The organism is Anaerococcus lactolyticus ATCC 51172, from assembly GCF_000156575.1.
GTDB classification, from domain to species: Bacteria; Bacillota; Clostridia; order Tissierellales; family Peptoniphilaceae; genus Anaerococcus; species Anaerococcus lactolyticus.
The window spans coordinates 525,472-549,262 of record NZ_GG666044.1; the positions used below are offsets into that span (position 1 = coordinate 525,472).

Genomic DNA, 23,791 nt, shown 5'->3' on the forward strand with positions numbered 1-23,791 from the left:
TACTTTTCTCTCTCTAATCTCTATTGTATTCAGTTTATTTAATTATAATATATATACAAGCAATTGTCAAAACTTTTTACAATCCTTTTCCTAAATTTTTTCCACCATATCCTTAACAGAAGAAAAAATATAATCAGCCTTAACATCACTCTTTTTATAATCTTCTAAACTTGTTTCTCCTGATAGGACCAAAACAGACTTAATACCTGACTTATATCCCATAGCTATGTCAGTATAAAGCCTATCACCTACCATAATAAGATCGTCTTTCTTAAAGCCATAGGCTCCTATCAAGGCTTCAATCATTTTATCCTCAGGCTTGCCTATAACAATTGGTCTCCTGCCAACACAAGCAAATAAAAGTTCGATAATAGAGCCAGCATCCGGCATAATCCTACCACCTTCTAGTGGGCAAACAAAATCTGGATGAGTAGCATAATAATCATATCCATCTTGGAGATAATCGCAGGCTATCCAAAGTTTTTCATAATTAAGCTCTGTATCAAAACTAACCAAAACAGCGTCTATATCTTGGTTACGCTCATCAACAATCTCAAAACCCGCATCCAGCAGTTGGTTTCTTAGAGAAGTGTTACCCACCAAAAATAGCCTCTTCTTGCCAAGCTTGCTAAGGTAAGAAATACTGGCATCAGCAGACGTAAACACATCATCCTTACCAGCCCTTATCCCCAAAGCCTCAAGTTTTTTCACATAGGTAGACTTATCTTTTGATGCATTATTAGTCAAAAAAATATATCTCTTACCCTCAGAAATAATTTTATCTAAAAATTCCTTCGCTCCGTCAATAAGCACATTTCCCAAATAAATAGTGCCATCCATATCCAACAAAAAAACTGACTTATCAATAGTATTCTCCATAATACCTCCCGTTTATTTATAAGATAACCTATCCATAATTATAAATCGATACTAACACAGATAAAATTTAAAGTCAATCATAGGAAAATGTTTTGACATATTTATCCTAATATAATATAATGAATAAAAATAAATAAATTAGAGACTAGAGAATAGGTACTTATTTGTACACCCCTGTTCTCTAGTTTTTTATTTAAGGAGGAATTATGAATATATTAGATAGCTTCAACCTAAATCTCTTATTAAGGATAGCCCTATCAGTATTGGCAGGATTCATAATAGGATCAGAAAGAGAGACCAAAAACAAATCAGCAGGAGTAAGAACCCACACCATTGTCTGCCTTGGTGCTTGTATAGCAATGATAATATCAAAATACGGTTTCTACGATGTAAAAAACTACGACGCAGCAAGAGTTGCTGCGCAAATAGTATCAGGCGTAGGCTTCCTCGGCGCAGGAGTCATCTTTGTAAAAAACTACGGCGTCACAGGCCTAACAACAGCAGCAGGAATGTGGACAACATCAATAGTAGGCATGGCATTTGGAGCGGGTATGTATTTCGTAGGCATAGTAGCAGCAGCATTTATAGTAATATTTCAAACCTTTATGTTTAGTGGTGAAATCTTCAAAAGACATGACCAATACACAGCCATCATAGAATCAAGAAACTCCAACATCATAGGCAGAATCGACACCTATATAGAACAAAACCACCTAATCAAAAAAGCCTACAACCTAAGATTCAAAGACCAAAAATACATACTAAACTTCCTAATCTACCCAAAAGACGCAGAAGAACTAAACGAATTCATAGCCTTCCTAGAAAGCGACCTCCACGTTGAGAAGTTTGATATATTTTAAAAAAAATCCCTCCTGGAAGATGCAAAAAAGCAGTAGTTTGTACTACTGCTTTTTGTGAGTTTTACTTTTTTAATATAAACAAATATTCATGAGCTATCAGAAGAAAATTATAATCTACACTTCTTTTTTTCCAAAATCCTGTAGCTCTTGTATTATGTTGTTCTTTGATAATAAGTTCTTTTAATTTAAATCCTTCATCTTCAAAAACTTTTAACACATCAAAGCCCAAATGAATCATATGTTTATTTTTTCTGGTATCACCCATTAATATTGCACAAAACTTATCTTTTTTCAAAACTCTATAAGCTTCAGCTGCTACTTTATTCATTTCTTTTAAAAAATCATTTATTTTTAAAAGTGATAAATCATTTTCAATACCATCTGAATATTTTATTATATCTGCATAAGGTGGGTGCGTACAAACAAGATCAATGCTTTCATCTGTTAGAAAATCTAAGTTCCTAGCATCTCCCTTTAAAAGTTTAACCTTGCCTAAAGGTCTATCAGTCAAATTGAAATCTATCTTTTCTTTACACCTATTTAGAGCTACGTCATTTACATCAAGCCCTATAATATTTCTATTTAACAACTTCGCTTCTACCAAAGTTGTACCTCCGCCAGCAAACTGATCTAAAACCAGATCTCCTTCTTCTGAATATCTTAAAATAATATTTCTAGGTATATATGGCGACCAATTTCCTCGCCATTTTGCGTCATGAGTAGCCCAATTGCCTCTTTGTGGAAATGACCAATGCGTAGTCATTTCTAATTCAAAGTCATCTGGTTCCCATTTTTTTATTTTAGACATCACTTGCCCCTTAGTTTATATTTCTTCTATATTTGTTAAACTACATATCCAACTTAACCAGCCAACTACAGAGCTTGAGCGTCTATCAATAACACGCTCGCTACAAACATTGTATTTTCTCATTTTTTCTTGAATGCTATCCTTTATCGGAATTTTTCCAGTTGAATATAATTCAAAAAATAGTTCACTAAAAATTTTATGTTTAAACATTAATTTAACTAACGCAAGTTGCCTATCCTTATAAGATTTCTTTACAATTATTTTCCCTAATTTTGTAAGTCTTACCTTTTTCAAATTTTTTCCTTCTGCATCAGTATCTTCAGTATCTATATATTTTTCAAAAATTCCTAAATACTTTCCTGCGTTATAATAATAATCAGATTGTCTAGTTTTAAATTCCATTACACCTGCAATTTCTTCAGTAGTTAAATCCTCTTTATATAAAACTTCTAGTAAAGAAATGACTCTTTCAAATGAATCAGCTTGAATGAAAGGTGTAGAATCTTTTGAGTTGGAGATCATATTATCGTCTGTCTCAACTTTAGTAGATTTATATATTTCAAAAATTTCACCTATTGATATTTCTGTGTCTTCTAAGCTATAGTAATTTTCTTTAACTAATTGTATTGAAGAATAATTATTTATATCTGTAAAAACATACTCTTGTAGCCTATATATTTGATTAGAATAGACTGAAAATACTAATCTAATCGGCTTGTTTACTCTTTCACGCCATAATCTATAAGGATAGTATAATTGCCTAATGTGAAAATCATTATTTACAACGTTTTTTGCCTCCATTATGACAACTGAATTTTTATTTTCCATTCCACCGTCTATTTCACATTGTGCTTTATCAACTTCTACTTCCAACGGTCCCCTATTTTTTCTATCAACATTGAATTTAAATTTGCCCGTTCCCATTCTTCCGTTGAATGTGGACACATTGCCATCTTCATTTAAAAATTTATCAAGAATATTAGATAGTAATAAAACATTAATAGCGTTTGATTCAGAAGTTATATTTCTTACATCCACGCTTTCTAATTTAGGAATTTTAACTTTATGCATTTTTGTACTCGTAGTAAAGCTGTTTTTTACACTTTGATATAATTTAAAATCACTTAATATGTAAGATCCTCTAGTGATTGGTAATATATTAATGTTTTTGTCCTTTAAAATTGATGGTAAAGAATCATAACTATCCCACTTAGCCATAAGTCTAGGTTCCCTAAATTCTTTAATCTGACTTGCTTTGATCTTAAAATATCCCTTTTCTTTAACATTCTTTACTATATCGTACTTATTAAATAACTCTTTCCATGCTTCATTAGATTTATCTGTCTTTATCATAATTATTAATTAATACCTCATATATTTGACCACGATTGTCTTTATTAGAATTGATTGTTCTACTTGCTTTTACTCTATTTATATTAAAATCTTTATATAAGTTATCAAAAAAATTATCGTCTTTATTGTAATTTTTAGGATCAGAATTACTTAATAATAAGTGAGCCGATTTTTTGTCCATCTTTTTAAAGTATTCAGCTAATTCAATTTGGTTGTCATCTGTGAAATCACTTTTGTTGTAGGCTGTAAAATTAGATGTCGGTTTAATCGGTCTGTATGGTGGATCAAAATATACAAATGTGTTGGAATCTATAAAATTTTCAGATTCTTTATAATCTCCATGAACTATTTTTACATTTTGTAGTTTTTTATTTACATTAATAAGATTTTCTTTATCTACAATTTTAGGATTTTTATAGGATCCTATAGGTACATTGAAGTCACCACTCATATTTTCCCTATATAAACCATTAAATCCAGTCTTATTCAAGAAAATAAATAATGCTGCTCGTCTTAAATCAGTAGAATTTTTTGCGTGTTTCAGAATGTTAAATTCATCCCTATTTCGATAATAAATAACTTTTCTTTCTTCAAGCGTTAAATCAATGTACTCATTCTGAAATAAATCCAAAATTTCAATCAATCCCTCAACATTATCTCTAATTACCCTATAAGAATTAATTGCTTCTTTATTGATATCGCTTATATAAACTTCTTTCAAATCAAATCTATTTAAAACATCAAATAAGACAGCTCCAGCACCAACAAAGGGTTCGCAATATTTATTAATTTCATTATCAAATGGATAGTATTTTCTTATTTCATCCAATAATTGACTTTTTCCACCTGCCCACTTTAAAAATGGTTTAGCTTCAATATTCTTATCTGCACTCATAGTTGTCCTTCCTGATATCTGTTAACTATAAGTTACTTTACTCTATTACTTATTAAAGATCCCCTTATAATTTTTCCCCAACAAAAAAGCACCCTTTCGAGTGCTTTGTTTATTATTCTTCAACGTAATCTACTACTACGTATCTTTGTGGTTCGCGGCCTTCGGAGTGGCTTGATACGTTTCTGTGTTTACTTATTTCTTCGTGGGCTAGGCGTCTTTCGTAGGAGTTCATGTATCTTAGGTTCCATGATTTTCCACTTTGGACTACTTTTTGTGCTGTTTCTCTTGCTAGCCTTACGATTTTTTCATCTCTGCGTCTTTTGTAGTTGTTGATGTCTACATTTACTCTTAGGTTGTTGCTTCTTGAGTCTATGGCTTTTCTTATTATAAATTCTATTGAGTCAAGGCAGGCCCCATTTTTGCCAATTGCAATTCCGGTGTCGCTTTCATCTACCTTGGCATCTAGCTTTATAATTGAGCCTTCAAGATTTCCTATAACGCTTACATTTTCAAAGTGCATAGCTGTTAGGATTTGTTCTAAGAGTTCTTTTGCCTTGTAGTAGCTGTCTATATTTGAACGTTTTTTAGATAGGGCGTAGTCTCTATTTTCAGCTTCTTCGTCTGAATTTTCTTCTTCTACAGTTTCTTTTTCGTCCTTATCTTCAAAAATTTCGTCGGTTTCTTTTTCTATGAAGTCTCCGATTTCATCAAATTTTTCTTTGATGGCATCTCCCAAGTCTTTGGCTTCTTCTTTGATTGGCTCTTCTGTTGGGATTCCTTCTTCTCTTTTGATTTCTTCGCTTCTTTTTTTGACGTCGTAGTCTTTTTCTACTTCTCTTAAGGAGTCCACTTCGATTTCATTTTTCAAATCTTCTAGGACTCTTTCCATGTCTTCATCGTAGGTTATTCTTACTACTGCATCTTTGCCGCCGATTAGGCCAAGAAATCCGCCGCTTCCCTCGTCTAGGACTTCGATTGTGACTTCATTTCTTTTTTTACCTATTTCGTCTAGGGCAAGTTGTACTGCTTCTTCTACTGTTTTAGCTGATTTTGTTAAAGATTGTTTCATTTCTCTTCTACCTTTTTGCCTTTCATTGCTAAGTGCATCACTACCATTATTAATAATCTGAATACTGATGATAAGGTGTAGTAGAGTGGAAGTCCTGCTGGTAATTGTCTAAAGGTAAAGAAAAATACTAGAGGTAGGACTAACATCATTGTATTCATACTTCCCATTGCTTGTTGCTGTTGTGGGTTTGTTTTTATTGAGAAAAGTGTTGTTAATAGTTGTGATAGGGATGTTAGTAGTGGAAGGCCAAACCATAATGGATCTGCTTTTAATAGGTCTGGTACCCAGTAGAAGTCTGTTCTTATATGGTTTAATCCTTCTGGGAATACATATTTGCCTGTGTTTCTCATCATTTCAAACAAGCCAAATAGGACTAATAACTGGATTATCATTGGTAGACATCCTGATAGGCCTGGGGTTACGCCTTCTTGTTTATAAAGCTCTTGCATCTTTTTTTGAAGCACTTGTTGGTCGTAACCGTATTTCTTTTGTATTTCGTCCATTTTTGGTTTAAAAGACCTAGTTTTTTCTGCTTGTTTTTGGGTTGAAATTGTAACTGGTATTGAAATTAAGCTTACAAGCAGGGTCATTATTATTATCGCTATAGCATAAAAGCTTATAGTCTTAGGTTCGGTAAAGTTTGTTGCGATGTTATCATAGAGTATTCTCATTAACTTACCGAGTATATTCGCTATAAATTTAAACATATCTTCTCCGTTTTAATCTGTGGTATTATCTGTGGTGGTTTTCATTTTACTGGGTCGTAGCCACCCTTAGAAAATGGATTACATCTTAAAATTCTCCACAAAGACATAAAAAAAGCTTTGACTGGCCCATATTTCTTAAATGCTTCTATCGCATAGTTAGAACAGGTTGGGTAGTATTTGCATTTTCCATGACCTAATTGTGGAGAAATGAATTTTTGATAAAATCTTATCATTTTTATAAAAACTTTATTTAGCATAAAATATCTTCTTTTTTCTAAATGCTTGATTTAGGGCATGACCTAGAGAGGATTTTAGTCTTTGGTAGTCAAATTCTGTGGTATGTTTTTTGGGGATAATAACTATATCGACACCATTGAGGTTCGCATAGTTAATCCTTGCTATCTCTCTAAGTTTTCTTTTTAATTGATTTCTAGAATGTGCCTTGCCAATTTTTTTGCTTATAGTAAAGCCGAAACGCGGATTTTTTAGGTCGTTGTCTCTGACAAGAACAGTGAAATCTCTATTATAGCATGCAAAGTTTTTTTTGTAGACTTTTTTGAAGTCTTTATCTTTCTTTAAGCTTAATCTCTTTTCCATTAATTACTTCTTAGAAATTAAGCTGAAAGTCTTTTTCTATTTTTCTTTCTTCTAGCTTTAAGTACTCTTCTTCCACCTGGAGAAGACATTCTTTTTCTAAAACCATGATCTTTAGATCTTTTTCTTCTATTTGGTTGATAGGTTCTTTTCATATTTACACCTCCTAATAAATTTTGACTCTTACTATTATATTGAAAATACGCTCCTCTGTCAAGATGATTTTGCTTTTTTTGTAGGCTTTAGGAAAGATTTTTCTTTTATATTTTCTGGTGAATAAAAATTTTTATATTTTTGGTATGATTATTCTTTTTTATTTGGATTTGTAGCATAAATATTTACTGTTGATATCTTTGGGGATTTTTTTCTTTTCCACAATTTGTGAAGAGGAAAATTTATGTGAATATTTTTTTAAAATTATGCTTAGCCCTTCAAAAAAATTCTAGAAAATAGATAAATTTGGTTTTCAAATATACAAAAAATTTATAAATACACAGACTTATCCACATATCAACAAAGTTTTTTTCTAATTTTATTCCTTCTCTTTGACTTATCCATAATTTTATCCACTTTTTGTGGATAAGTTGAAATAATGGCTAATTTATGGTAAGATTAGATGTGTAAAAGTAGGGGTAAAACTATGTTTTAACTTAAGATTTGCCTTTTTCTTGTGGATAAAGTCAAAATTTTTATGAGAATTAAAATTTTATTCCCAAGCAAATCTTAAAAAATAAAGATAATTTTTATCAACAGATGACTTATACACAACTTATCCCGATTTTGTGGATAAGGTTAATATTTTAGGGTCTAAGCTTAAAATTACAAAACAAATACTCATGTGGATAAGACTTAAGAAAGGAATGCTTATATGAAGAATCTAGAATTCATTACGAATGAATTAAAAAATGAAATGAAAATGCATGTAAGTGATAAGCAACAATTTAATACATGGATTAATATTTTAAAACCCTTAAACCTTCATAAGGATGTCCTCTACCTAGAAATTCCAAAAAAAGATACGCTTTTTATCTTTGAGGGCATATGGAAGGCTAAGCTTCAAGAAGCTCTTGATGGTATAGCAGAAAAGATTGGTGGCAAGCTTAAGGTAGAAGTTGTTGCCAAGGATGGGGAAGACTATCAAAAAATCCTAACTCTTGGTAGGGACTATGACAAGGACGGGCAGATGAGAATAGATAAGGTGAAATCTTTTCCTAAACCTCAACTTGAAGAAGCAAATGTTTTTGAAAATTTTGTCCAGGGCAAGTCCAACCAATATGCCCTAGGCATCAGCCAAGCAGTAGCTGACACCATATCTAGAGGTGATGTATCCAAGGTATATAATCCACTTTTTATTTATGGATCAAGTGGGCTTGGCAAGACCCACCTTATCCAAGCTATCGCTCACCAAATCCTAGAAGCTAGGGATGACGCATATGTCATGTACCTTTCCAGTGAAAAATTTACCAATGAGATGATAGCTGCTTTAAGAACCAACAAAAACCAAGAATTTAGGGAAAAATATCGTTCAGCTGATATCCTTCTTATAGATGATATCCAATTTATTGCCAACAAAGAAGCAACCCAGGAGGAATTTTTCCATACCTTCAACGACCTTTACAATGCTGGCAAGCAAATAGTTATTACTTCAGATAAGCCACCTAGAGAAATAAAACACCTCGAAGACAGGTTAGTTTCAAGGTTTAACTATGGCATAATCGCCGATATATCAAGACCTGACTATGAAACAAGGGTCGCAATTTTGCAAAAGAAACTTGAAGACCTCGGTGCTATTATTGATAATTCAATTTTATCTTACATAGCACTTGAGATAGATACCAATATCAGAGACCTAGAAGGTGCTCTTTCAACTGCCATTGCCTATGCAAAAAGTGACGGCAGGATTGAAGTATCAATGGAAGATGCTATTAAAGGTGTAGGAACCAGGGTCAAAAATAAGAGGAAAAAGCTAACCATAGCCGATATCCAACAGGCAGTTGCGAATAAATATAATGTAAAACTTCAAGATCTAAAGGGCAAGTCAAGGAAGAAAGAAATAGTAAATCCAAGGCAAATAGCCATGTTTATTTCGAGAGAGTTGCTTGATGATTCCCTTGTGACTATTGCTAATGCCTTTGAAAGGGACCACACAACAGTCATTCATGGTATAGATAAAATTACCGATATGATTGATGAAGATGAAGATTTAAAAAATGAAATAGATGCCCTAATAAAGGAAATAAAGGACTAATTGGGCATAAAGCTGTGGATAAGTATGTTAATATCTTTTGAAAATTATTTTGGCAAAAAATCCTTGTGCAAAGTGTGGAAAACTAGCGATTTATCCCTAGGATTATCCATAAGTTATAAACACGAGTAAAGTTTGAAATCTAAAAGTCTTTCAAAGATATCCACATTTATACAGGTCCTACTACTAATACTACTAAGTCTAAATAATAGTTAAGGAGAAGCTATGAAATTTGAAATTAAACAAAAAGAACTTATGAAAGCCTTGAACATAGTTAATAGGGCAGTATCTAAATCTACCAATATCCAGATACATGAATTAATATACTTCAGTACTGAAAACAATAGACTTTCAATGACTTCCTTTGATGGGGAAATCTCAATTAAAACCCTAGCAGATGCTAAAATTATCAAAGAAGGAGTTATGGCAGTAAAGGCAGACTTAATAACTAATATTATAAGGAAACTTCCTGACGAGCTTGTAAAGATAGAGCTTGATGGGGGAAAAATAAAAATTTCTTGCAAGAGAAGTAACTTTAACCTAGTCGCCTTTGAATATTTTGATAAGGAAGAAATAAATATACCAAATACTGTGGCCTTATCTATAGATAATGATAAGTTGAAAAGGTCAATTAGCCAAACAGAATTTGCCACAACCCTTGATGAAACAAAGCTTGCCCTAACAGGTATTTTATTTGAACTAAAAGAAGGTTGCTTGAACATGGTAGCCCTTGATGGTTACAGAGTTGCTCTTAAAAAAATCAAACTTGATTACCCAGGAGATTTTGAGGATACAGAATACATCATTCCAAAAAGATCGCTTTTAGAATGGTCAAGGATTGTATCAGATGATAGCAAAACTTCCTTATATAGAAACGAAAATGATTTGTTATTTGCATCAGAAGATACTATTATGCTATGCAAGGTAATAGACAAAAACTTTATTGACTACAGAAATATTATTAACGATATTTCAGAAACCACAGTCTTAGTAGAAAAATCCGCTCTTATAGCAGCCTTAGACAGGGCCCAAGTTCTATCAGACCCAGGCAGGGCAAATTTAATTAGAGTAAATATCGAAGATAGGGCTATGACTCTAAGGTCTAATTCTGAGATAGGTGATGTAAAAGAAGTTATAGAAATAGACCAAGAAGGCGAGGGCTTGGATATAGCCTTCAATGCAAAATATATGCAAGATGGTGTCAGAGCTTGTGACAGTGAAAAAATAAAATTAAACTTCAAATCAAGTCTCAACCCATGCTTGATTTATCCAACAGATTCTAAACACGAGGGTGAAGACTACACCTACTTGGTTCTTCCAGTAAGGCTAGCTAGGTAAAAATATGGAAGTAATCGAATTTAAAACTGATGAAATAAGGCTTAAGGACCTCCTAAAGGCAACTGATTTATTAGCTTCTGGAGGCCTCGCTAAGCATATAATAAGGGAAGAAGGCGTCCTCATAAACGACGAACCTTGTTATATAGCAGGTAAGAAACTCCACCCAGGAGACGAAATTGTCTTTGATGGTGTGAAAATAATAATTAAATAATGTGGATTCAGGATATAAAATTATACAATTTTAGAAATTATTTTTACGAGTCGGTAAATTTTAATGAGTCGACAAATATTTTTATCGGAGACAATGCGCAGGGAAAGACAAACCTTCTCGAATCTTGCTACTACTTAGCCAATGCAACTTCTTTTAAGAAATTAAGGGATAAGGACATCATAAAGTTTGGCCAGGAAAAAATGGAAATTTCTGGCACAATAAGGAAGGGTCGCTCCTTCAAAAAAGTCCTAATAAGGGTCGATGGGACTGATAAGAATATTTTTGTAAATGAAGTAGAATATAAGAGGAACAAAGATTTAAAATCACTATTTAGACTGGTTTTATTTACCCCAGAGGACCTCAATATTATTAAAGAGGGACCTAATTTAAGGCGTGAGCTTTTAGATGAGATAATCGCTTCTATAGATTTTTCTTATGCTAGGGTTAAAAAAGACTATGATAAGATTTTGTTTGCTAGAAATAAATTACTTAAGAATAGGAATTCCTCATATTTTAAGGAACAACTTGATGCCTTTGACAAGTCTTTGGTCAAGGAAGGCTATAAGATTTATAAGTCAAGGATTAAATTTGTAAAGTTTGTGGAAGAGTATGCCCAAGATTTTCAAAATGCCCTTACTGACGGTAAGGAAAAGTTAGAAATAGACTACCTACCAGACATAAGTGCTGAAAGTCTTGATGAATATTATAAGAAATTTTTAGAAAAAAGAGAGGATGACCTAAGGTACCTTAGTACCCAGGCGGGCGTCCATAGGGATGATATAATAATTAAAATTAATGGAAAAAATACCAGGCTTTTTGCCTCCCAAGGCCAACAGAGGTCAGCTATCATTAATATAAAGCTTGCTGAAGTAAAGCTTGTAAGACAGATAAGTGGTGATAGGGCTGTGATCTTGCTTGATGACGTGTTTTCGGAACTGGATGAAACGAGGAGCAAGTTCCTTTTGGAAAATCTTTCTGACTACCAAACCATAATCACAGCAACTAATACAAAAAGTTTGGAAAATGTTCCTGCTGATAAGATTTCATATATTTCAGATGGCAGAATTAGAAAGGAAAAATATGACAGAAAACAACAATTATGACGCTGGTAATATCAGGGTCTTGGAGGGACTAGAACCCGTTAGATTAAGACCTGGAATGTATATCGGCTCAACAAGTTCAAGAGGACTCCACCACTTGGTTTACGAGGTTGTGGACAACTCGGTAGACGAGGCCCTAGCTGGTCGTTGTGACTACATAAAGGTAACCATAAATAAGGATAATGTTGTAAGTGTTGAAGATGATGGTTCGGGAATCCCTGTAAAGGAGCACCCAACAACTCATAAGTCAACCCTTGAGACAGTTTTAACAGTCCTCCACGCAGGTGGTAAGTTTGATGACTCTGCCTACAAGGTTTCCGGAGGTCTCCATGGTGTTGGTGTATCAGTAGTAAACGCCCTTTCAGAATATCTCATAGCAGAAGTCAAAAGAGACGGCCACGTCTATAAGATGGAATTTGCTAGAGGTGAAGTAACCAAGGACATAGAAGTAATCGGTGATACTACAGAAACCGGTACAAAAATCACCTTCAAGCCAGATGGGGAAATTTTTGATACAACTATTTTTGAAAGATCCATCCTAGAAAATAGGTTTAGGGAAATGGCCTTCTTGAATAAGGGAGTTGAAATTCGTTTTGAAGACGAAAGAGAAAATTTTGAGACTTCTTTCAAATTTGAAGGTGGTATTTCAGAATTTGTAAGCTTTTTAAATAGAAACAAAGACCCTATCATGGAGATGATTCCACATTTTGATGGCAGCCAAGAAGGTATAGAAGTAGAATTTGCCTTCCAATATACAGATGGTTATAGCGAAAATATTCTTTCTTATGCCAACAATATCCAAACCCCAGAGGGTGGTACTCACCTTTCTGGACTCAGGTCTTCCCTAACAAGGTCTGTAAATGACTATGCTAGAAAATATAATTTTATAAAAGATAATGAAGAAAACCTTCAAGGTGAGGACATTAGAGAGGGTATCACAGCCATTATTTCTGTTAAGATTTCTGATCCACAATTTGAAGGTCAAACCAAGTCTAAACTCGGCAACTCCGAGGTAAGGGGCGTTGTTGATTCTTATGTATCAGAACACCTAACAGCCTTCCTTGAGGAAAATCCAAAACCAGCCAAGTCTATAATCGACAAGGCTCTTGCAAGTAGGCGTGCAAGAGAAGCTGCAAGAAAGGCAAGAGATCTTACAAGAAAAAGGTCAATCCTAGATTCAGCAACTCTTCCAGGCAAGCTTGCTGACTGCCAATCAACAGACATTTCTGAAAATGAAATATTCATAGTAGAGGGTAATTCTGCGGGTGGTTCTGCTAAAGGTGGTAGAGACAATAGGATTCAAGCCATCCTCCCACTTAGGGGCAAGATTATGAACGTAGAAAAAGCCCACCTAGACAAGGTTTTAAATTCAGAAGAAATTAAAAATATGATTACAGCCTTTGGTACAGGTATTGGCAAGGAATTTGACATATCAAAACTCCGCTATGGCAAGATTATCATCATGACAGATGCGGACGTGGACGGGGCCCACATTAGGACCTTGCTCCTCACTTTCTTTTACAGATACATGAAAGACCTTATAGATGAAGGTCATGTTTATGTTGCCCTCCCTCCTTTATATAGGATTAGCCAGGGCAAGAAGGAAAGATATGTGTATTCCGATGATGAAAAGGATAAGTATATCAAAGAACTAGGCGATGCGACCTTTAAGATAAACAGGTACAAGGGTCTTGGTGAGATGAACGCCGAACAGCTTTGGGAAACAACTATGGACCCAGACAGGCGAGTGCTTTTAAGAGTGGAAGAAGACTTGGAATCTACAACCACAGACGATACCTTCTCACTATTGATGGGAGAAAAGGTAGAACCTAGACGTAACTTCATCCAAGAAAATGCCAAGTACGTTACAGATATAGACGTATAGGAGGCTGAAATGACAGAAAATCAAAACATAATTAATATAGACCTTGAAAAAAAGATGAAGTCATCTTATCTTGAATATTCAATGTCTGTAATAGTATCAAGAGCCCTACCAGATGTTAGAGATGGACTAAAACCTGTTCACAGGAGAATCCTCTATGGTATGCAACAGCTAGGCCTTGATCCAAATAAACCAACCAGAAAATCAGCCAGGGTTGTCGGTGATGTAATGGGTAAATTCCACCCACACGGTGACTCTGCAATTTATGATGCCCTAGTAAGATTAGCTCAAGACTTCTCAACCAGGTACCCACTAGCCCAAGGCCAGGGTAACTTTGGTTCTATAGACGGCGATCAGGCAGCTGCCATGCGTTATACAGAAGTAAGGATGAGCAAGATTGCCAAGGAAATGCTAAGAGATATAGGCAAGGATACAGTTGATTTTATTCCAAACTTCGATGGTGAAGAGATGGAACCATCTGTCCTTCCTTCAAGATTTCCAAACCTTTTAGTTAATGGGTCAAATGGTATAGCTGTAGGTATGGCAACCAATATGGCCCCTCATAACCTAGGCGAATCAATCGATGCTTGCATAGCCTACATGAGAAATCCAGAAATTTCTATTGATGATCTAATCAAATTTATTCCTGGACCTGACTTCCCAACAGGTGCCCTTATTTTAGGCAAAACCGGCATCAAAGAAGCCTACACAACAGGCAGGGGCAAGATTAAGCAAAGAGCAGTTTGTAGGATTGAGCCTTTCAAGAAAAACAGGGAAAGAATTATAATTTCAGAAATTCCTTACCAGGTTAATAAGGCAAGGTTAATCGAAAAAATTGCCGACCTCGTTAAGGAAAAAAGAATAGATGGGATTTCTGACATCAGAGATGAATCTGATAGGAAGGGCATGAGGATAGTTGTTGAAATCAAGAGAGATTCCAATGCGAATATAGTCCTAAACAACCTCTACAAATACACTCAACTAGAAAACACCTTTGGTATCATAAACCTAGCCCTAGTTGGTGGCGAGCCAAAGATTTTAAACCTCAAAGAACTAATCGAATACTATGTTGACCACCAAAAAGAAGTGGTAACCCGTAGGACCAACTTCGACTTATCCAGGGCTCGTGAGAGAAAACACATAGTAGAAGGTTTGATCATTGCCATTGACCACATAGATGAGATTATTAAAATCATCAGGTCATCCTATGACAATGATGAAATCAAAAAGATTTTCTTTGACAGGTATAAATTATCAGATGCCCAATCTCAAGCCATCTTGGATATGCAATTAAAACGCCTATCAGGTCTTGAAATTGAAAAGCTTAATGCAGAAAACAAGGAACTTGCAGATACAATTGAATATTTGCTATCAATCCTTAACTCAGAAGAAAATTTAATCAACCTAATAATTGATGAGATTACAGAAATCAAAGAAAAATACTCAGATGAAAGACGTACAAAGATTGTCCCAGATGAGGGAGAGATAGATATAACTGAGCTTATCGAAGAGGAAGATATTTTAATAAACCTAACCAAGGATGGTTATATAAAGAGACTTCCTATTGATACCTACAAGGTTCAAAACAGGGGTGGCAAGGGAATTGCTGCTGGTAATACCAAGGAAGGCGACTTTATCAAAAAGATAATCACAACCAACACCCATGAGGACCTCTTATTCTTCACATCATTGGGCAAGGTTTATTCGCTTGAAGCCTACAAGATTCCTGAAGGAAGTCGTACTTCACGTGGCCAAGCTATTATTAATATCCTAAATCTAGAAACTGGTGAAAAAATTACAGAGATGATGACCCTATCAGAGCTTAGCAAAAATAGTCAGTTAGTTCTTCAAACCCAACAAGGACAAATCAAGAAAACTGACGCTGAAAACTTCACCAACATCAGAAGGAATGGTATTATTGCAATTTCTCTAAAGGATTGGGATAAGTTAATTTCTGTTAGACAAATAGACAAGGATGAGGAATTAATTATCTCAACTCAAAATGGTATGACCATCCAGTTTAACACAAAGGATGTTAGAAGCATGGGTAGAAGTGCCGTTGGAGTTAGGGCAATCAGACTTGATAAGGATGATGCAGTTGTGAGCATGAATATCAAGGGAGAAGAAACTTATCTATTAGTAGTAACTGAAAATGGTTTCGGCAAGAAGACAAGCTTCAGCAATTTCAAAAACCAAAATAGAGGTGGTAAGGGCGTAAGGTGCCATAAGGTCAGCGAAAAGACTGGCAAGGTAGTTGACACCCTACCAGTAGACTTAGATACTGACATAATGATGGTATCTTTAAAAGGAGATATGATCAGACTATCAGCAAGAGACGTATCAACCACAGGTAGAAATACCATGGGTGTTAAGCTTAAAAATTTAGCTAGTGAAGAAGATGCTATTGTATCAGTAACAACCTATGACAATATGTTGGAAGATGAGGAAAAAGATGTTTGAAAGCAAGATTTACGACAAGGATAAGTTTCTATTAGTAGAATTGAAGGGTGATCTCGATATCTATGCAGAAGATGAGTTTAGGAGCTTCATAGAAAAAGAAATTGAACCTGTGGATAAGGACCTGCTTATAGATATAAAAGACTTAGACTATCTTGATTCTACTGGTCTTGGACTTTTTATGAAAATCTATAAAATTTCCCAAGCAAGAGCTAAGTCAGTATCAATAATAAATCCTAAGGAAAATATCCTAAAATTATTTAAAATAACAGACCTAACCGAAGTCTTCAATATGGAGTAGCCATGGATAAGATTAGTATAAAAATCCCAGCCAACAAAAAATACCAAAAATCAATCAGGCTTTTTGTGGCAGGTCTTGGCTCAGAGATGGGTTTTGATATCGAACAAATCGAAGATTTAAAGGTCCTTGTAAGCGAGGCGATAAACTACAAGATGGGCGAAGAAGGGCTCAACCTTGCCTTTCTTGTAGGAGATGAATCATTGTCCTTGGAAGTAGTTGGCAAGGATAAAAACGAAGATGCCAGAGCTATAGCGATGAGAGATGCAATTCTTTCAGCCCTCGCTGATGAGATAGCCACAGAAGGTGACCTTTTAAGAATAACTATGAGGAAGACTCATGCCTAAGCCAAATGCCAGCAAAGAGTATAAGGAAGAAATCGAAAAGAAATTTGAAGAATTTCACAAGACTCGTGACAAAAAATTAAGGGACGAGTTAATTGAAGAACACTTGTATATAGTCGATATCTTATCCAACAAGTATGTTGGCAAGGGGATCGAAAAAGATGACCTCTATCAGGTGGCAAGCTTGGGTCTTATAAATGCAGTTGACCGTTATGATCCATCAAAGGGTTATGCCTTTTCATCCTTTGCAACCCCAACAATCATGGGGGAGATTAAGAGATATTTTAGGGACAAGGGTTGGGTAATAAAAGTGCCAAGGCGCATACAAAACCTTTATAAAAAGATTAATGTTGCCAAAAAAGTCCTTCCTCAAGAACTTCAAAGGGTGCCAACCATAGCAGATATTGCAGATTATCTTGGTGAAGATGAGGAAACCATCCTTGAAACCATGGAGGCAAGCAAGGTTTATACTCCTCAGTCGCTGGATATGAAATATAGTGTGCAAAAGGGAGAAAACGCTATTGATTTAGCTGAAATAATTGGCGAAGAGGATAAAAATTTTGATTCGGTTGAGCTAAAGGATTTGATCGAAAAATCTAAGGAGAGGCTAACCGATCTTGAAAAAGAAATCCTTGAACTCAGGTACTACGAAGGCAGGACGCAGGTAGATATAGCAGAAAGTCTAGACATTAGCCAGATGACCGTATCAAGGATAGAAAAAAAGATTTTAAATAAGTTTTCCCTAGAATTTGATAGGTCGGCTGATAAGTAAGAAAATTTACTTGCTAATCAGGCAAGTCTTCCTGCTCGAATACTATGTAAAACCGAGTATGTACTTACTTTGCTAAGCCTATCCATAGTTTAGAAGTAAGGGCAAGAAATATTCTATAAAGATAAAACTCTTTCTAATATAAAAATTAGGAGGAGTTTTTTTATGGGATATTTTAATAAATGGGTAAAAATAACAAAAAGAGAGGAGATTTTATGAACAATTTTACTTACGATATTGGAACAAAAATTCACTTTGGAACAGACGCCCTAGACTACATAGGAGAAGAGGCGAAAAAATATGCCGATAAAATTCTTTTAACCTACGGTGGAGGCTCTATAAAGAAAAATGGGGTCTATGACAAGGTTATAAAAGAGCTTGAGGGCGCAGGAATCGAAGTTTTTGAACTTTCTGGCATCCAACCAAACCCTAGGATAGATTCTGTTAGGGAAGGAGTCAGGATACTTAAGGAAAATGGTATCGGAGCCATTCTTGCAGTTGGTGGTGGATCAACTATTGATGCATCAAAATTTATGGCAGCAGGTGCCTGTGCTGACTTTGACCCATGGAAATTTATTTCAGAAAAAAGACCGATGAGTCCAGCTATCCCACTTCTGTCAGTCTTAACCATGGCAGCAACAGGATCCGAGATGGACTGTGGAGGAGTAATCACAAATCCAGAAACTAAGGAAAAATTATCTTCAGGCCACGCTGACACCAGGCCAAAGGTTTCATTTTTAAATCCGGAACTTACTTATACAGTTTCAAAATTTCAAACAGCAGCAGGTTCTGCAGATATCTTATCCCACATTTTTGAAACTTATTTTAACATAGATGGCACCATGTTTATGCTAGATAGGATTATGGAAGCCTTGATGAAAACAGTAATCAAATACGGACCAATCGCCATAAAAGACCCAGAAAACTACGAAGCAAGGGCTAATCTCATGTGGGCTTCATCTTGGGCGATAAATGATTTTATTTCTGATTCGAGCCAGGCCGCTTGGACAGTTCACCCAATAGAGCATGAGCTATCAGCCTTCTACGACATCACCCATGGTCTGGGCCTTGCGATTTTAACTCCAAGATGGATGGAATACTGCCTAAGCGAAAAAACTGTCCACAAGTTTGTAGATTTGGGAGTGAATGTATTTGACCTTGATAAGGATCAAGAACCAATGGAAATAGCAAGGCAAACAATAGAAAAAGTTAAGAAATTTTTCTTTGAAGACCTAGGCCTTGATTCAAATTTAAGAAAAGTAGGCATTGACGAAAGGCACTTTGATGAAATGAGCAAAAAAGCTTGTGGCAAAGCCGGGGTTAAGAAAGGTTTCATAGACCTTAGACCAGAAGACGTAAAGAAAATCTACGAAATGTGTTTAGAAGATTAGCTGAGGATAAGAGCTGGATATGAAAATTTATAATATTTTCGACAAGCTAGAATTTTCTGAAGATAGGGAAATAGAAGAAATTATTTTTGAAAATGAAAAGATAAAAATGATCAGAATTAGCTCCCTTAACCAAGTTACAGATTATTATGACCAAGACCAACTAGAGATTGTAAAAATTGTCAGAGGAAGGGCTACACTTGAAATTGAGGGAGAGCTTGTAAACCTGAAGGAAGGTGACATACTTCCCATCCATCCCCACCAAGTCCACAGGGTAATAAGTCAAGATAAGACCGTTTGGCTTTGTATATTTGTGAAATAAATATAAAAAGGCAAGATAAAAAATATTTGTAACAAAAGTTACTGATTATCATTATCTATAGCTGTATAATAATTCTAAGGAGTGATATTATGCAAATTGATATAAATAAAGTTGTTTACGACCTCATAAAAGACAATGATAAACTAAAGGCAGACCTCATAAGCCTAGGCTTTACTGGTCTTAAAAACCCTCTTATGGTAAAGAGTTTGGCAAAGAAAGTTTCTCTTAAACGTGGAGCGAAGATGATGGGTCTTAGTGACTACAAAGAAAAATTGGAGGCGCTTGGTTATGAACTTTGCGACTCTTCGCAAAATCCCGAAGCCCTAAAAAGAAAAGATTTGATTAAGTCTTACCTATCAAGGCTTTCTAAAGGAGAAGACCTAGAGAAAGTGAAGGCTGATTTTAAGAAAAATTTTGAAGGAGTTTCTTCTGCAGAGATAATGGCAGCCGAAGAAGACCTCTTAGCTTCTGGCATTGACAAGGAAGAAGTAAGAAAACTTTGTGATGTTCATTCTGCGCTTTTTCATGGCTCTACAGAGACGGAAAGCAAAGAAACCACCTATGAACCAGGAAGTTTTTTAGCGTATTTTTCAAAAGAAAATGACGAAGTGAAAAAAATCTTAGAAAGAGCGAAGAAGTCTATAGAAAATGACAAGGAGCTTGGAGACGAAATTTACAAAGTCTTTAAACATTATAGGAAAAAAGGCGATCTTATTTACCCAATCCTTAAAGCCAAATACAACTCACCGGGACCATCAGATGTTATGTGGGCTGTGGATATAGAAATTGCCAATAATATAAAAAAAGCCATCAAACTTGGCAAAAAAGATTTGCTTTTGGAAAGTATAAAAAGAGCAGAAGAGATGACCTACAAGGAAGAAAATATCCTCTATCCCCTAGTTTTTGAAAAAATGAGCGATGACGATTTAAGGCTTCTCTATAAGGATTTGGGAGATTATGACCACGACCTAGTGGCCTACGAAACTCTTGAAAAATCAAAATCAACCAGCTATGAAGATGGCTATATAAATTTCTCCAAAGGAAAAATGAGAGTCGACCAACTAGAAGCCATGCTAGACACCTTAGAAATAGAAATAACCTTTGTTGATGAAAATGACATAAGCTCTTACTACAATAACCACAAGGGCAAAAAAGTTTTCAAAAGACCAGAATCATCCCTAGGCAGGGAAGTGTATTATTGCCACCCACCACAAGTTGAGCCGATTGTGAGAAATTTAATAGGAGAATTTAAGGCGGGAAAAAAAGACAGCTTTAGGATTGTAAAAAATATCAAGGGAAGCGACTTTGCAATCACCTACTACGCAGTAAGGGATAAGGAAGGGGTCTACAAGGGAGTTCTTGAAACAGTTCAAGACCTAAGTTTTTATAGGGACTACTTGGCAAATAAAAAATAATAAAAATATAAGAGGATTTTTCTTGTTTTGTTAAGTCTTTATAAAATTTATGATATAATATAAGCAAGTAAAAATTTCGATTGATAATAGGAGGGAACATGATTTGTAAAAAATGCGGCCACGACAACATTGATGAGGCCAAAGTCTGTGAGGCTTGTGGGGAAAGTCTCGTAGAAGATAATAAAAATCAAAAAATAAAAATATCTAAGGAAGAAAGCCAAAAACGTACCCAAAGGCAGAAAAAAAGAAGTCAAGACAGGGACCTTATGACCTACGGTCTAATCCTAGGATCTGTAATGGCTTTTGCGGTAATTTTTATAGTTCTTTCTTATTTCTTTAAGCTCGGCGCTGATAGGGAAATGGCAAAAAATACTCAAGTAGAAGAAAGTAGCCAAGACAATACTGACCTATATGAAAAAGCACTCAAAACCAGTGAAGAAAACATCAAAAACAAGGAATACGAAAAGGCAATCAAAATCCTAAAAAAAATTCCAGAAGATGCTGAAGACTTCTACAAAAAAGGTCAAGAAAAACTCGGTCAAATAGAAGACCTCGTCATAGAAGATATCAAAAAAGCAGTCGGTGAAAAAGACTACAAGGAAGCAAGAAACCTCGCAAACACCTATGCAGATCTCATGCCAGAATCTAAAACCCTTGCAAAAATCAAAGATAAACTTAAGGCAGACAACAAAGATATAAACAATCTTGATGCTGAAAAGGAAGATGAAAAAGAAACTAGCGAAAAAGAAAATGGCGACGAGAAAGAAAGTGAAAGCGAAGCTAAGAACGACAAAACAGATGAAAAGCTCGATGCCAAAGAAGCTAGAGCCAACAGGAGAGCCCTTGCAGAAAAATATGACCTTGAACAACTAAGGGCAACAAACTCTTACGGCCAAAACGGCAACCCAGCCTATACAGACATCTATAAGGAAGCAGACTTCCTAAACAAGGACCTAAAAATAGATGCCAACATGGGAGAAGTCAGAACCGAACCAAACCTAAACTCAGGAGTGGCAGCCTATGTCAACAACGGCGAAAAAGTCCACTGCGAAGAAGTAGTAAACGACGGAGGAAGGTACTGGCTAAAAATAGAAAAAGGCTGGATATCATCAAAACTAATAACAGGTGAATTTAGATAAAACCAAAGCTCAGCGATATGGCTGGGCTTTTTGTTAAAAGCAAGAGAATAATAAACTTGGAGTGACTATGAAATTAGTAGATTAACAAAAAAGAGCAAGAGAATTTGCTAAGAGATGGGCAAATACAGGAGATGAAAAAAGCGAGAGCCAAAAGTTTTGGCTTGAATTATTGGAAAATGTATTAGGAGTCGAAGATCCTTATTCCTACATAGAATTTGAATCAAGAATAAAACTAGATAATACTTCCTTTATAGATGGTTATATAGAGGCAACTCATGTACTAATTGAGCAAAAATCATCAAATAAAGATTTAAAAAAACCTATTATTCAATCTGATGGAACTAAGCTTTCACCCTTCCAGCAAGCAAAGAGATATTCTATTGAACTACCCTATTCTCAAAGACCAAGGTGGATAATTACCTGCAATTTCAAAGAATTTTTCATCTATGATATGGAAAAACCAAATGCAGAAGCTGAGATTATAAAACTAGAAGACTTAGAAAATGAAGTCTATAGGTTAAACTTTATAGTCTCTGAAGAAGAAGACTTCATAAAAAGGGAAACCCAAATATCCATAGATGCAGGAGAGATAGTTGCAAGTCTTTATGACGCTCTCTTAAGGGAATATCAACACCCAGAAAATGAAGCCACCCTCCATTCTCTAAATATCCTCTGTGTAAGATTGGTATTTTGCCTCTATGCAGAAGATGCAGGTCTATTTGGCAACAAAAATATGTTCCATGACTACTTAAACAAGTATAAGGATTCAAATCCAAGGGCAGCCTTAATAAATTTATTTAGAATATTAAATCAAAAGGAAGAAGACAGAGATCCTTACGAAGACAAAGACCTCCTAGCCTTTCCTTATGTGAATGGTGGGCTTTTTGCGGATATGGATGTGGAAATCCCTAGATTAAATCCAAACATAGTCGACATCATCTTAAATAGGGCATCACTTGACTTTGACTGGTCAAAAATATCCCCAACCATCTTTGGTTCAGTATTTGAATCAACCTTAAACCCAGAAACCAGACGTTCTGGAGGAATGCATTACACATCTATAAAAAATATCCACAAGGTAATAGACCCTCTATTTCTAGATAATCTAAAAGAAGAATTTGAAGAAATCAAGGAAATTGACCAAGTAAAACAGAAAAATCAAAGGCTAGAAGACCTCCACAACAAAATAGCAAATCTTACATTCCTCGACCCAGCCGCAGGGTTTCGTGTCATAATAGTGATAGAGGCAAATAGTTATGTAAATATAAGGAGTTCAAGACTTCTACCAAAGTTTAAAACTCAAAAAATAAATAGTTGGTGTGCTGCTTAGAGTATCCATTTTAATAATGGATATTGTAAATAGCATACCAATAAAACTAAAGATTCTTTAAAGAGTCTTATTTTGTGATGAAAATTTAATATGTAAATTTCAGACGATAGAAAGTAATTCTGTCGTCTTTTTTATTTCAAAGAAAGGAGGTAAGGATGAATTTTGATTATTTTTATAATAGGCAATCTGAGATGTATAACTTCATTAGGTTACCTATGGTATTAATGGAAGATGAGATTTTTGAGAGCATTTCTATAGAAGCAAAAGTTTTGTATTCATATATGCTTAATCGAATGGGTCTTTCATATAAAAATGGCTGGATAGATGAAGATGGAAAAGTCTTTATTTACTACACAATTGAAAGTATAAAAGATCAATTTAATTGTGC

General features: G+C 35.0%; 25 protein-coding genes and 1 pseudogene. 17 read left to right on the forward strand and 9 right to left on the reverse strand.

Features of this window, described 5'->3' with window-relative positions; translation table 11 throughout:
* Positions 1-90: 90 nt before the first annotated feature.
* On the reverse strand, positions 91-879 hold the full coding sequence (locus tag HMPREF0072_RS02410) for an HAD-IIA family hydrolase (protein ID WP_004827217.1): 789 nt from the start codon (positions 877-879) through the stop codon (positions 91-93).
* A 206-nt stretch (positions 880-1,085) separates the two neighbouring features.
* On the opposite strand from HMPREF0072_RS02410, the gene HMPREF0072_RS02415 reads away from it, so the two are divergent.
* Positions 1,086-1,739, forward strand: coding sequence for an MgtC/SapB family protein (locus HMPREF0072_RS02415; protein ID WP_004827218.1), 654 nt, complete (start codon positions 1,086-1,088; stop codon positions 1,737-1,739).
* A gap of 61 nt (positions 1,740-1,800) precedes the next feature.
* Here HMPREF0072_RS02415 and HMPREF0072_RS02420 read toward each other — a convergent pair whose 3' ends face one another.
* The 8 genes from HMPREF0072_RS02420 to rpmH form a co-directional block, all read right to left on the reverse strand.
* Positions 1,801-2,547 (reverse strand): TRM11 family SAM-dependent methyltransferase, encoded by a 747-nt coding sequence (locus tag HMPREF0072_RS02420; RefSeq protein ID WP_004827219.1) that lies wholly within the window; start codon positions 2,545-2,547, stop codon positions 1,801-1,803.
* A 15-nt stretch (positions 2,548-2,562) separates the two neighbouring features.
* Positions 2,563-3,900: a type II restriction enzyme gene (locus tag HMPREF0072_RS02425; RefSeq protein ID WP_004827220.1), complete on the reverse strand. Its 1,338-nt coding sequence runs from the start codon at positions 3,898-3,900 to the stop codon at positions 2,563-2,565.
* Positions 3,884-4,795 (reverse strand): DNA adenine methylase, encoded by a 912-nt coding sequence (locus HMPREF0072_RS02430; RefSeq protein ID WP_004827221.1) that lies wholly within the window; start codon positions 4,793-4,795, stop codon positions 3,884-3,886. The genes HMPREF0072_RS02425 and HMPREF0072_RS02430 overlap by 17 nt, the downstream gene beginning before the upstream one ends.
* Positions 4,796-4,907: 112 nt before the next feature.
* Positions 4,908-5,864, reverse strand: a complete 957-nt coding sequence (gene jag, locus HMPREF0072_RS02435; RefSeq protein ID WP_004827222.1) for an RNA-binding cell elongation regulator Jag/EloR — start codon at positions 5,862-5,864, stop codon at positions 4,908-4,910.
* Entirely contained in the window at positions 5,861-6,571 is a 711-nt protein-coding gene (locus HMPREF0072_RS02440; protein ID WP_004827223.1) for a YidC/Oxa1 family membrane protein insertase, read from the reverse strand. The genes jag and HMPREF0072_RS02440 overlap by 4 nt, the downstream gene beginning before the upstream one ends.
* Before the next feature lie 41 nt (positions 6,572-6,612).
* Positions 6,613-6,828 carry a membrane protein insertion efficiency factor YidD gene (gene yidD / locus HMPREF0072_RS02445; RefSeq protein ID WP_004827224.1) on the reverse strand — a complete coding sequence of 72 codons (216 nt, stop codon included), beginning with the start codon at positions 6,826-6,828 and terminating at the stop codon, positions 6,613-6,615.
* Positions 6,818-7,168 (reverse strand): ribonuclease P protein component, encoded by a 351-nt coding sequence (rnpA, locus tag HMPREF0072_RS02450; RefSeq protein WP_004827225.1) that lies wholly within the window; start codon positions 7,166-7,168, stop codon positions 6,818-6,820. The genes yidD and rnpA overlap by 11 nt, the downstream gene beginning before the upstream one ends.
* A 17-nt stretch (positions 7,169-7,185) precedes the next feature.
* On the reverse strand, positions 7,186-7,320 hold the full coding sequence (gene rpmH / locus HMPREF0072_RS02455) for a 50S ribosomal protein L34 (protein WP_037326218.1): 135 nt from the start codon (positions 7,318-7,320) through the stop codon (positions 7,186-7,188).
* Positions 7,321-8,033: 713 nt separating this feature from the next.
* Here rpmH and dnaA point away from each other — a divergent pair.
* The 16 genes and pseudogenes from dnaA to HMPREF0072_RS02530 form a co-directional block, all read left to right on the forward strand.
* On the forward strand, positions 8,034-9,413 hold the full coding sequence (gene dnaA / locus HMPREF0072_RS02460; protein ID WP_004827229.1) for a chromosomal replication initiator protein DnaA: 1,380 nt from the start codon (positions 8,034-8,036) through the stop codon (positions 9,411-9,413).
* 222 nt (positions 9,414-9,635) lie between these two features.
* Entirely contained in the window at positions 9,636-10,748 is a 1,113-nt protein-coding gene (gene dnaN / locus HMPREF0072_RS02465) for a DNA polymerase III subunit beta (protein WP_004827231.1), read from the forward strand.
* Positions 10,749-10,752: 4 nt separating this feature from the next.
* Positions 10,753-10,959, forward strand: coding sequence for an RNA-binding S4 domain-containing protein (locus HMPREF0072_RS02470; RefSeq protein WP_004827233.1), 207 nt, complete (start codon positions 10,753-10,755; stop codon positions 10,957-10,959).
* Positions 10,959-12,062, forward strand: coding sequence for a DNA replication/repair protein RecF (gene recF, locus HMPREF0072_RS02475; RefSeq protein ID WP_004827234.1), 1,104 nt, complete (start codon positions 10,959-10,961; stop codon positions 12,060-12,062). Before HMPREF0072_RS02470 ends, recF begins: the two co-directional genes overlap by 1 nt.
* Positions 12,016-13,944: a DNA topoisomerase (ATP-hydrolyzing) subunit B gene (gene gyrB, locus HMPREF0072_RS02480; protein ID WP_004827235.1), complete on the forward strand. Its 1,929-nt coding sequence runs from the start codon at positions 12,016-12,018 to the stop codon at positions 13,942-13,944. Before recF ends, gyrB begins: the two co-directional genes overlap by 47 nt.
* A gap of 9 nt (positions 13,945-13,953) precedes the next feature.
* The gene (gene gyrA / locus HMPREF0072_RS02485; RefSeq protein WP_004827237.1) at positions 13,954-16,401 is read left to right on the forward strand and encodes a DNA gyrase subunit A; all 2,448 of its coding nucleotides are present in this window, start codon (positions 13,954-13,956) and stop codon (positions 16,399-16,401) included.
* Positions 16,394-16,699 (forward strand): STAS domain-containing protein, encoded by a 306-nt coding sequence (locus tag HMPREF0072_RS02490; protein WP_039930967.1) that lies wholly within the window; start codon positions 16,394-16,396, stop codon positions 16,697-16,699. The genes gyrA and HMPREF0072_RS02490 overlap by 8 nt, the downstream gene beginning before the upstream one ends.
* Positions 16,700-16,701: 2 nt before the next feature.
* Positions 16,702-17,043 carry an ATP-binding protein gene (locus tag HMPREF0072_RS02495; RefSeq protein WP_004827240.1) on the forward strand — a complete coding sequence of 114 codons (342 nt, stop codon included), beginning with the start codon at positions 16,702-16,704 and terminating at the stop codon, positions 17,041-17,043.
* On the forward strand, positions 17,036-17,812 hold the full coding sequence (locus HMPREF0072_RS02500; RefSeq protein WP_004827242.1) for a SigB/SigF/SigG family RNA polymerase sigma factor: 777 nt from the start codon (positions 17,036-17,038) through the stop codon (positions 17,810-17,812). The genes HMPREF0072_RS02495 and HMPREF0072_RS02500 overlap by 8 nt, the downstream gene beginning before the upstream one ends.
* A 212-nt stretch (positions 17,813-18,024) precedes the next feature.
* Positions 18,025-19,200: an iron-containing alcohol dehydrogenase gene (locus HMPREF0072_RS02505; RefSeq protein ID WP_037326229.1), complete on the forward strand. Its 1,176-nt coding sequence runs from the start codon at positions 18,025-18,027 to the stop codon at positions 19,198-19,200.
* Positions 19,201-19,219: 19 nt separating this feature from the next.
* Positions 19,220-19,519: a cupin domain-containing protein gene (locus HMPREF0072_RS02510; protein WP_004827245.1), complete on the forward strand. Its 300-nt coding sequence runs from the start codon at positions 19,220-19,222 to the stop codon at positions 19,517-19,519.
* Positions 19,520-19,608: 89 nt separating this feature from the next.
* On the forward strand, positions 19,609-20,934 hold the full coding sequence (locus HMPREF0072_RS02515; RefSeq protein WP_004827247.1) for a DUF438 domain-containing protein: 1,326 nt from the start codon (positions 19,609-19,611) through the stop codon (positions 20,932-20,934).
* Between the two features lie 98 nt (positions 20,935-21,032).
* Positions 21,033-22,073, forward strand: a complete 1,041-nt coding sequence (locus HMPREF0072_RS02520) for an SH3 domain-containing protein (protein WP_004827248.1) — start codon at positions 21,033-21,035, stop codon at positions 22,071-22,073.
* Between the two features lie 103 nt (positions 22,074-22,176).
* Positions 22,177-22,683: pseudogene (locus HMPREF0072_RS12640) on the forward strand (type IIL restriction-modification enzyme MmeI); the annotation flags it as partial.
* A gap of 57 nt (positions 22,684-22,740) precedes the next feature.
* Positions 22,741-23,403: a type IIL restriction-modification enzyme MmeI gene (locus tag HMPREF0072_RS12645; RefSeq protein ID WP_322785200.1), complete on the forward strand. Its 663-nt coding sequence runs from the start codon at positions 22,741-22,743 to the stop codon at positions 23,401-23,403.
* 155 nt (positions 23,404-23,558) lie between these two features.
* Positions 23,559-23,791: replication initiator protein A (locus tag HMPREF0072_RS02530; RefSeq protein WP_004827251.1), on the forward strand; the 233-nt coding region annotated here is incomplete at its 3' end.

Excerpts from the sequence above, each read along its gene's own strand:
- HMPREF0072_RS02410 (WP_004827217.1), bottom strand. The coding sequence starts at position 879 with ATGGAGAATACTATTGATAAGTCAGTTTTTTTGTTGGATATGGATGGC.
- HMPREF0072_RS02415 (WP_004827218.1), top strand. The coding sequence starts at position 1,086 with ATGAATATATTAGATAGCTTCAACCTAAATCTCTTATTAAGGATAGCC.
- HMPREF0072_RS02420 (WP_004827219.1), bottom strand. The coding sequence starts at position 2,547 with ATGTCTAAAATAAAAAAATGGGAACCAGATGACTTTGAATTAGAAATG.
- HMPREF0072_RS02425 (WP_004827220.1), bottom strand. The coding sequence starts at position 3,900 with ATGATAAAGACAGATAAATCTAATGAAGCATGGAAAGAGTTATTTAAT.
- HMPREF0072_RS02430 (WP_004827221.1), bottom strand. The coding sequence starts at position 4,795 with ATGAGTGCAGATAAGAATATTGAAGCTAAACCATTTTTAAAGTGGGCA.
- jag (WP_004827222.1), bottom strand. The coding sequence starts at position 5,864 with ATGAAACAATCTTTAACAAAATCAGCTAAAACAGTAGAAGAAGCAGTA.
- HMPREF0072_RS02440 (WP_004827223.1), bottom strand. The coding sequence starts at position 6,571 with ATGTTTAAATTTATAGCGAATATACTCGGTAAGTTAATGAGAATACTC.
- yidD (WP_004827224.1), bottom strand. The coding sequence starts at position 6,828 with ATGCTAAATAAAGTTTTTATAAAAATGATAAGATTTTATCAAAAATTC.
- rnpA (WP_004827225.1), bottom strand. The coding sequence starts at position 7,168 with ATGGAAAAGAGATTAAGCTTAAAGAAAGATAAAGACTTCAAAAAAGTC.
- rpmH (WP_037326218.1), bottom strand. The coding sequence starts at position 7,320 with ATGAAAAGAACCTATCAACCAAATAGAAGAAAAAGATCTAAAGATCAT.
- dnaA (WP_004827229.1), top strand. The coding sequence starts at position 8,034 with ATGAAGAATCTAGAATTCATTACGAATGAATTAAAAAATGAAATGAAA.
- dnaN (WP_004827231.1), top strand. The coding sequence starts at position 9,636 with ATGAAATTTGAAATTAAACAAAAAGAACTTATGAAAGCCTTGAACATA.
- HMPREF0072_RS02470 (WP_004827233.1), top strand. The coding sequence starts at position 10,753 with ATGGAAGTAATCGAATTTAAAACTGATGAAATAAGGCTTAAGGACCTC.
- recF (WP_004827234.1), top strand. The coding sequence starts at position 10,959 with ATGTGGATTCAGGATATAAAATTATACAATTTTAGAAATTATTTTTAC.
- gyrB (WP_004827235.1), top strand. The coding sequence starts at position 12,016 with ATGGCAGAATTAGAAAGGAAAAATATGACAGAAAACAACAATTATGAC.
- gyrA (WP_004827237.1), top strand. The coding sequence starts at position 13,954 with ATGACAGAAAATCAAAACATAATTAATATAGACCTTGAAAAAAAGATG.
- HMPREF0072_RS02490 (WP_039930967.1), top strand. The coding sequence starts at position 16,394 with ATGTTTGAAAGCAAGATTTACGACAAGGATAAGTTTCTATTAGTAGAA.
- HMPREF0072_RS02495 (WP_004827240.1), top strand. The coding sequence starts at position 16,702 with ATGGATAAGATTAGTATAAAAATCCCAGCCAACAAAAAATACCAAAAA.
- HMPREF0072_RS02500 (WP_004827242.1), top strand. The coding sequence starts at position 17,036 with ATGCCTAAGCCAAATGCCAGCAAAGAGTATAAGGAAGAAATCGAAAAG.
- HMPREF0072_RS02505 (WP_037326229.1), top strand. The coding sequence starts at position 18,025 with ATGAACAATTTTACTTACGATATTGGAACAAAAATTCACTTTGGAACA.
- HMPREF0072_RS02510 (WP_004827245.1), top strand. The coding sequence starts at position 19,220 with ATGAAAATTTATAATATTTTCGACAAGCTAGAATTTTCTGAAGATAGG.
- HMPREF0072_RS02515 (WP_004827247.1), top strand. The coding sequence starts at position 19,609 with ATGCAAATTGATATAAATAAAGTTGTTTACGACCTCATAAAAGACAAT.
- HMPREF0072_RS02520 (WP_004827248.1), top strand. The coding sequence starts at position 21,033 with ATGATTTGTAAAAAATGCGGCCACGACAACATTGATGAGGCCAAAGTC.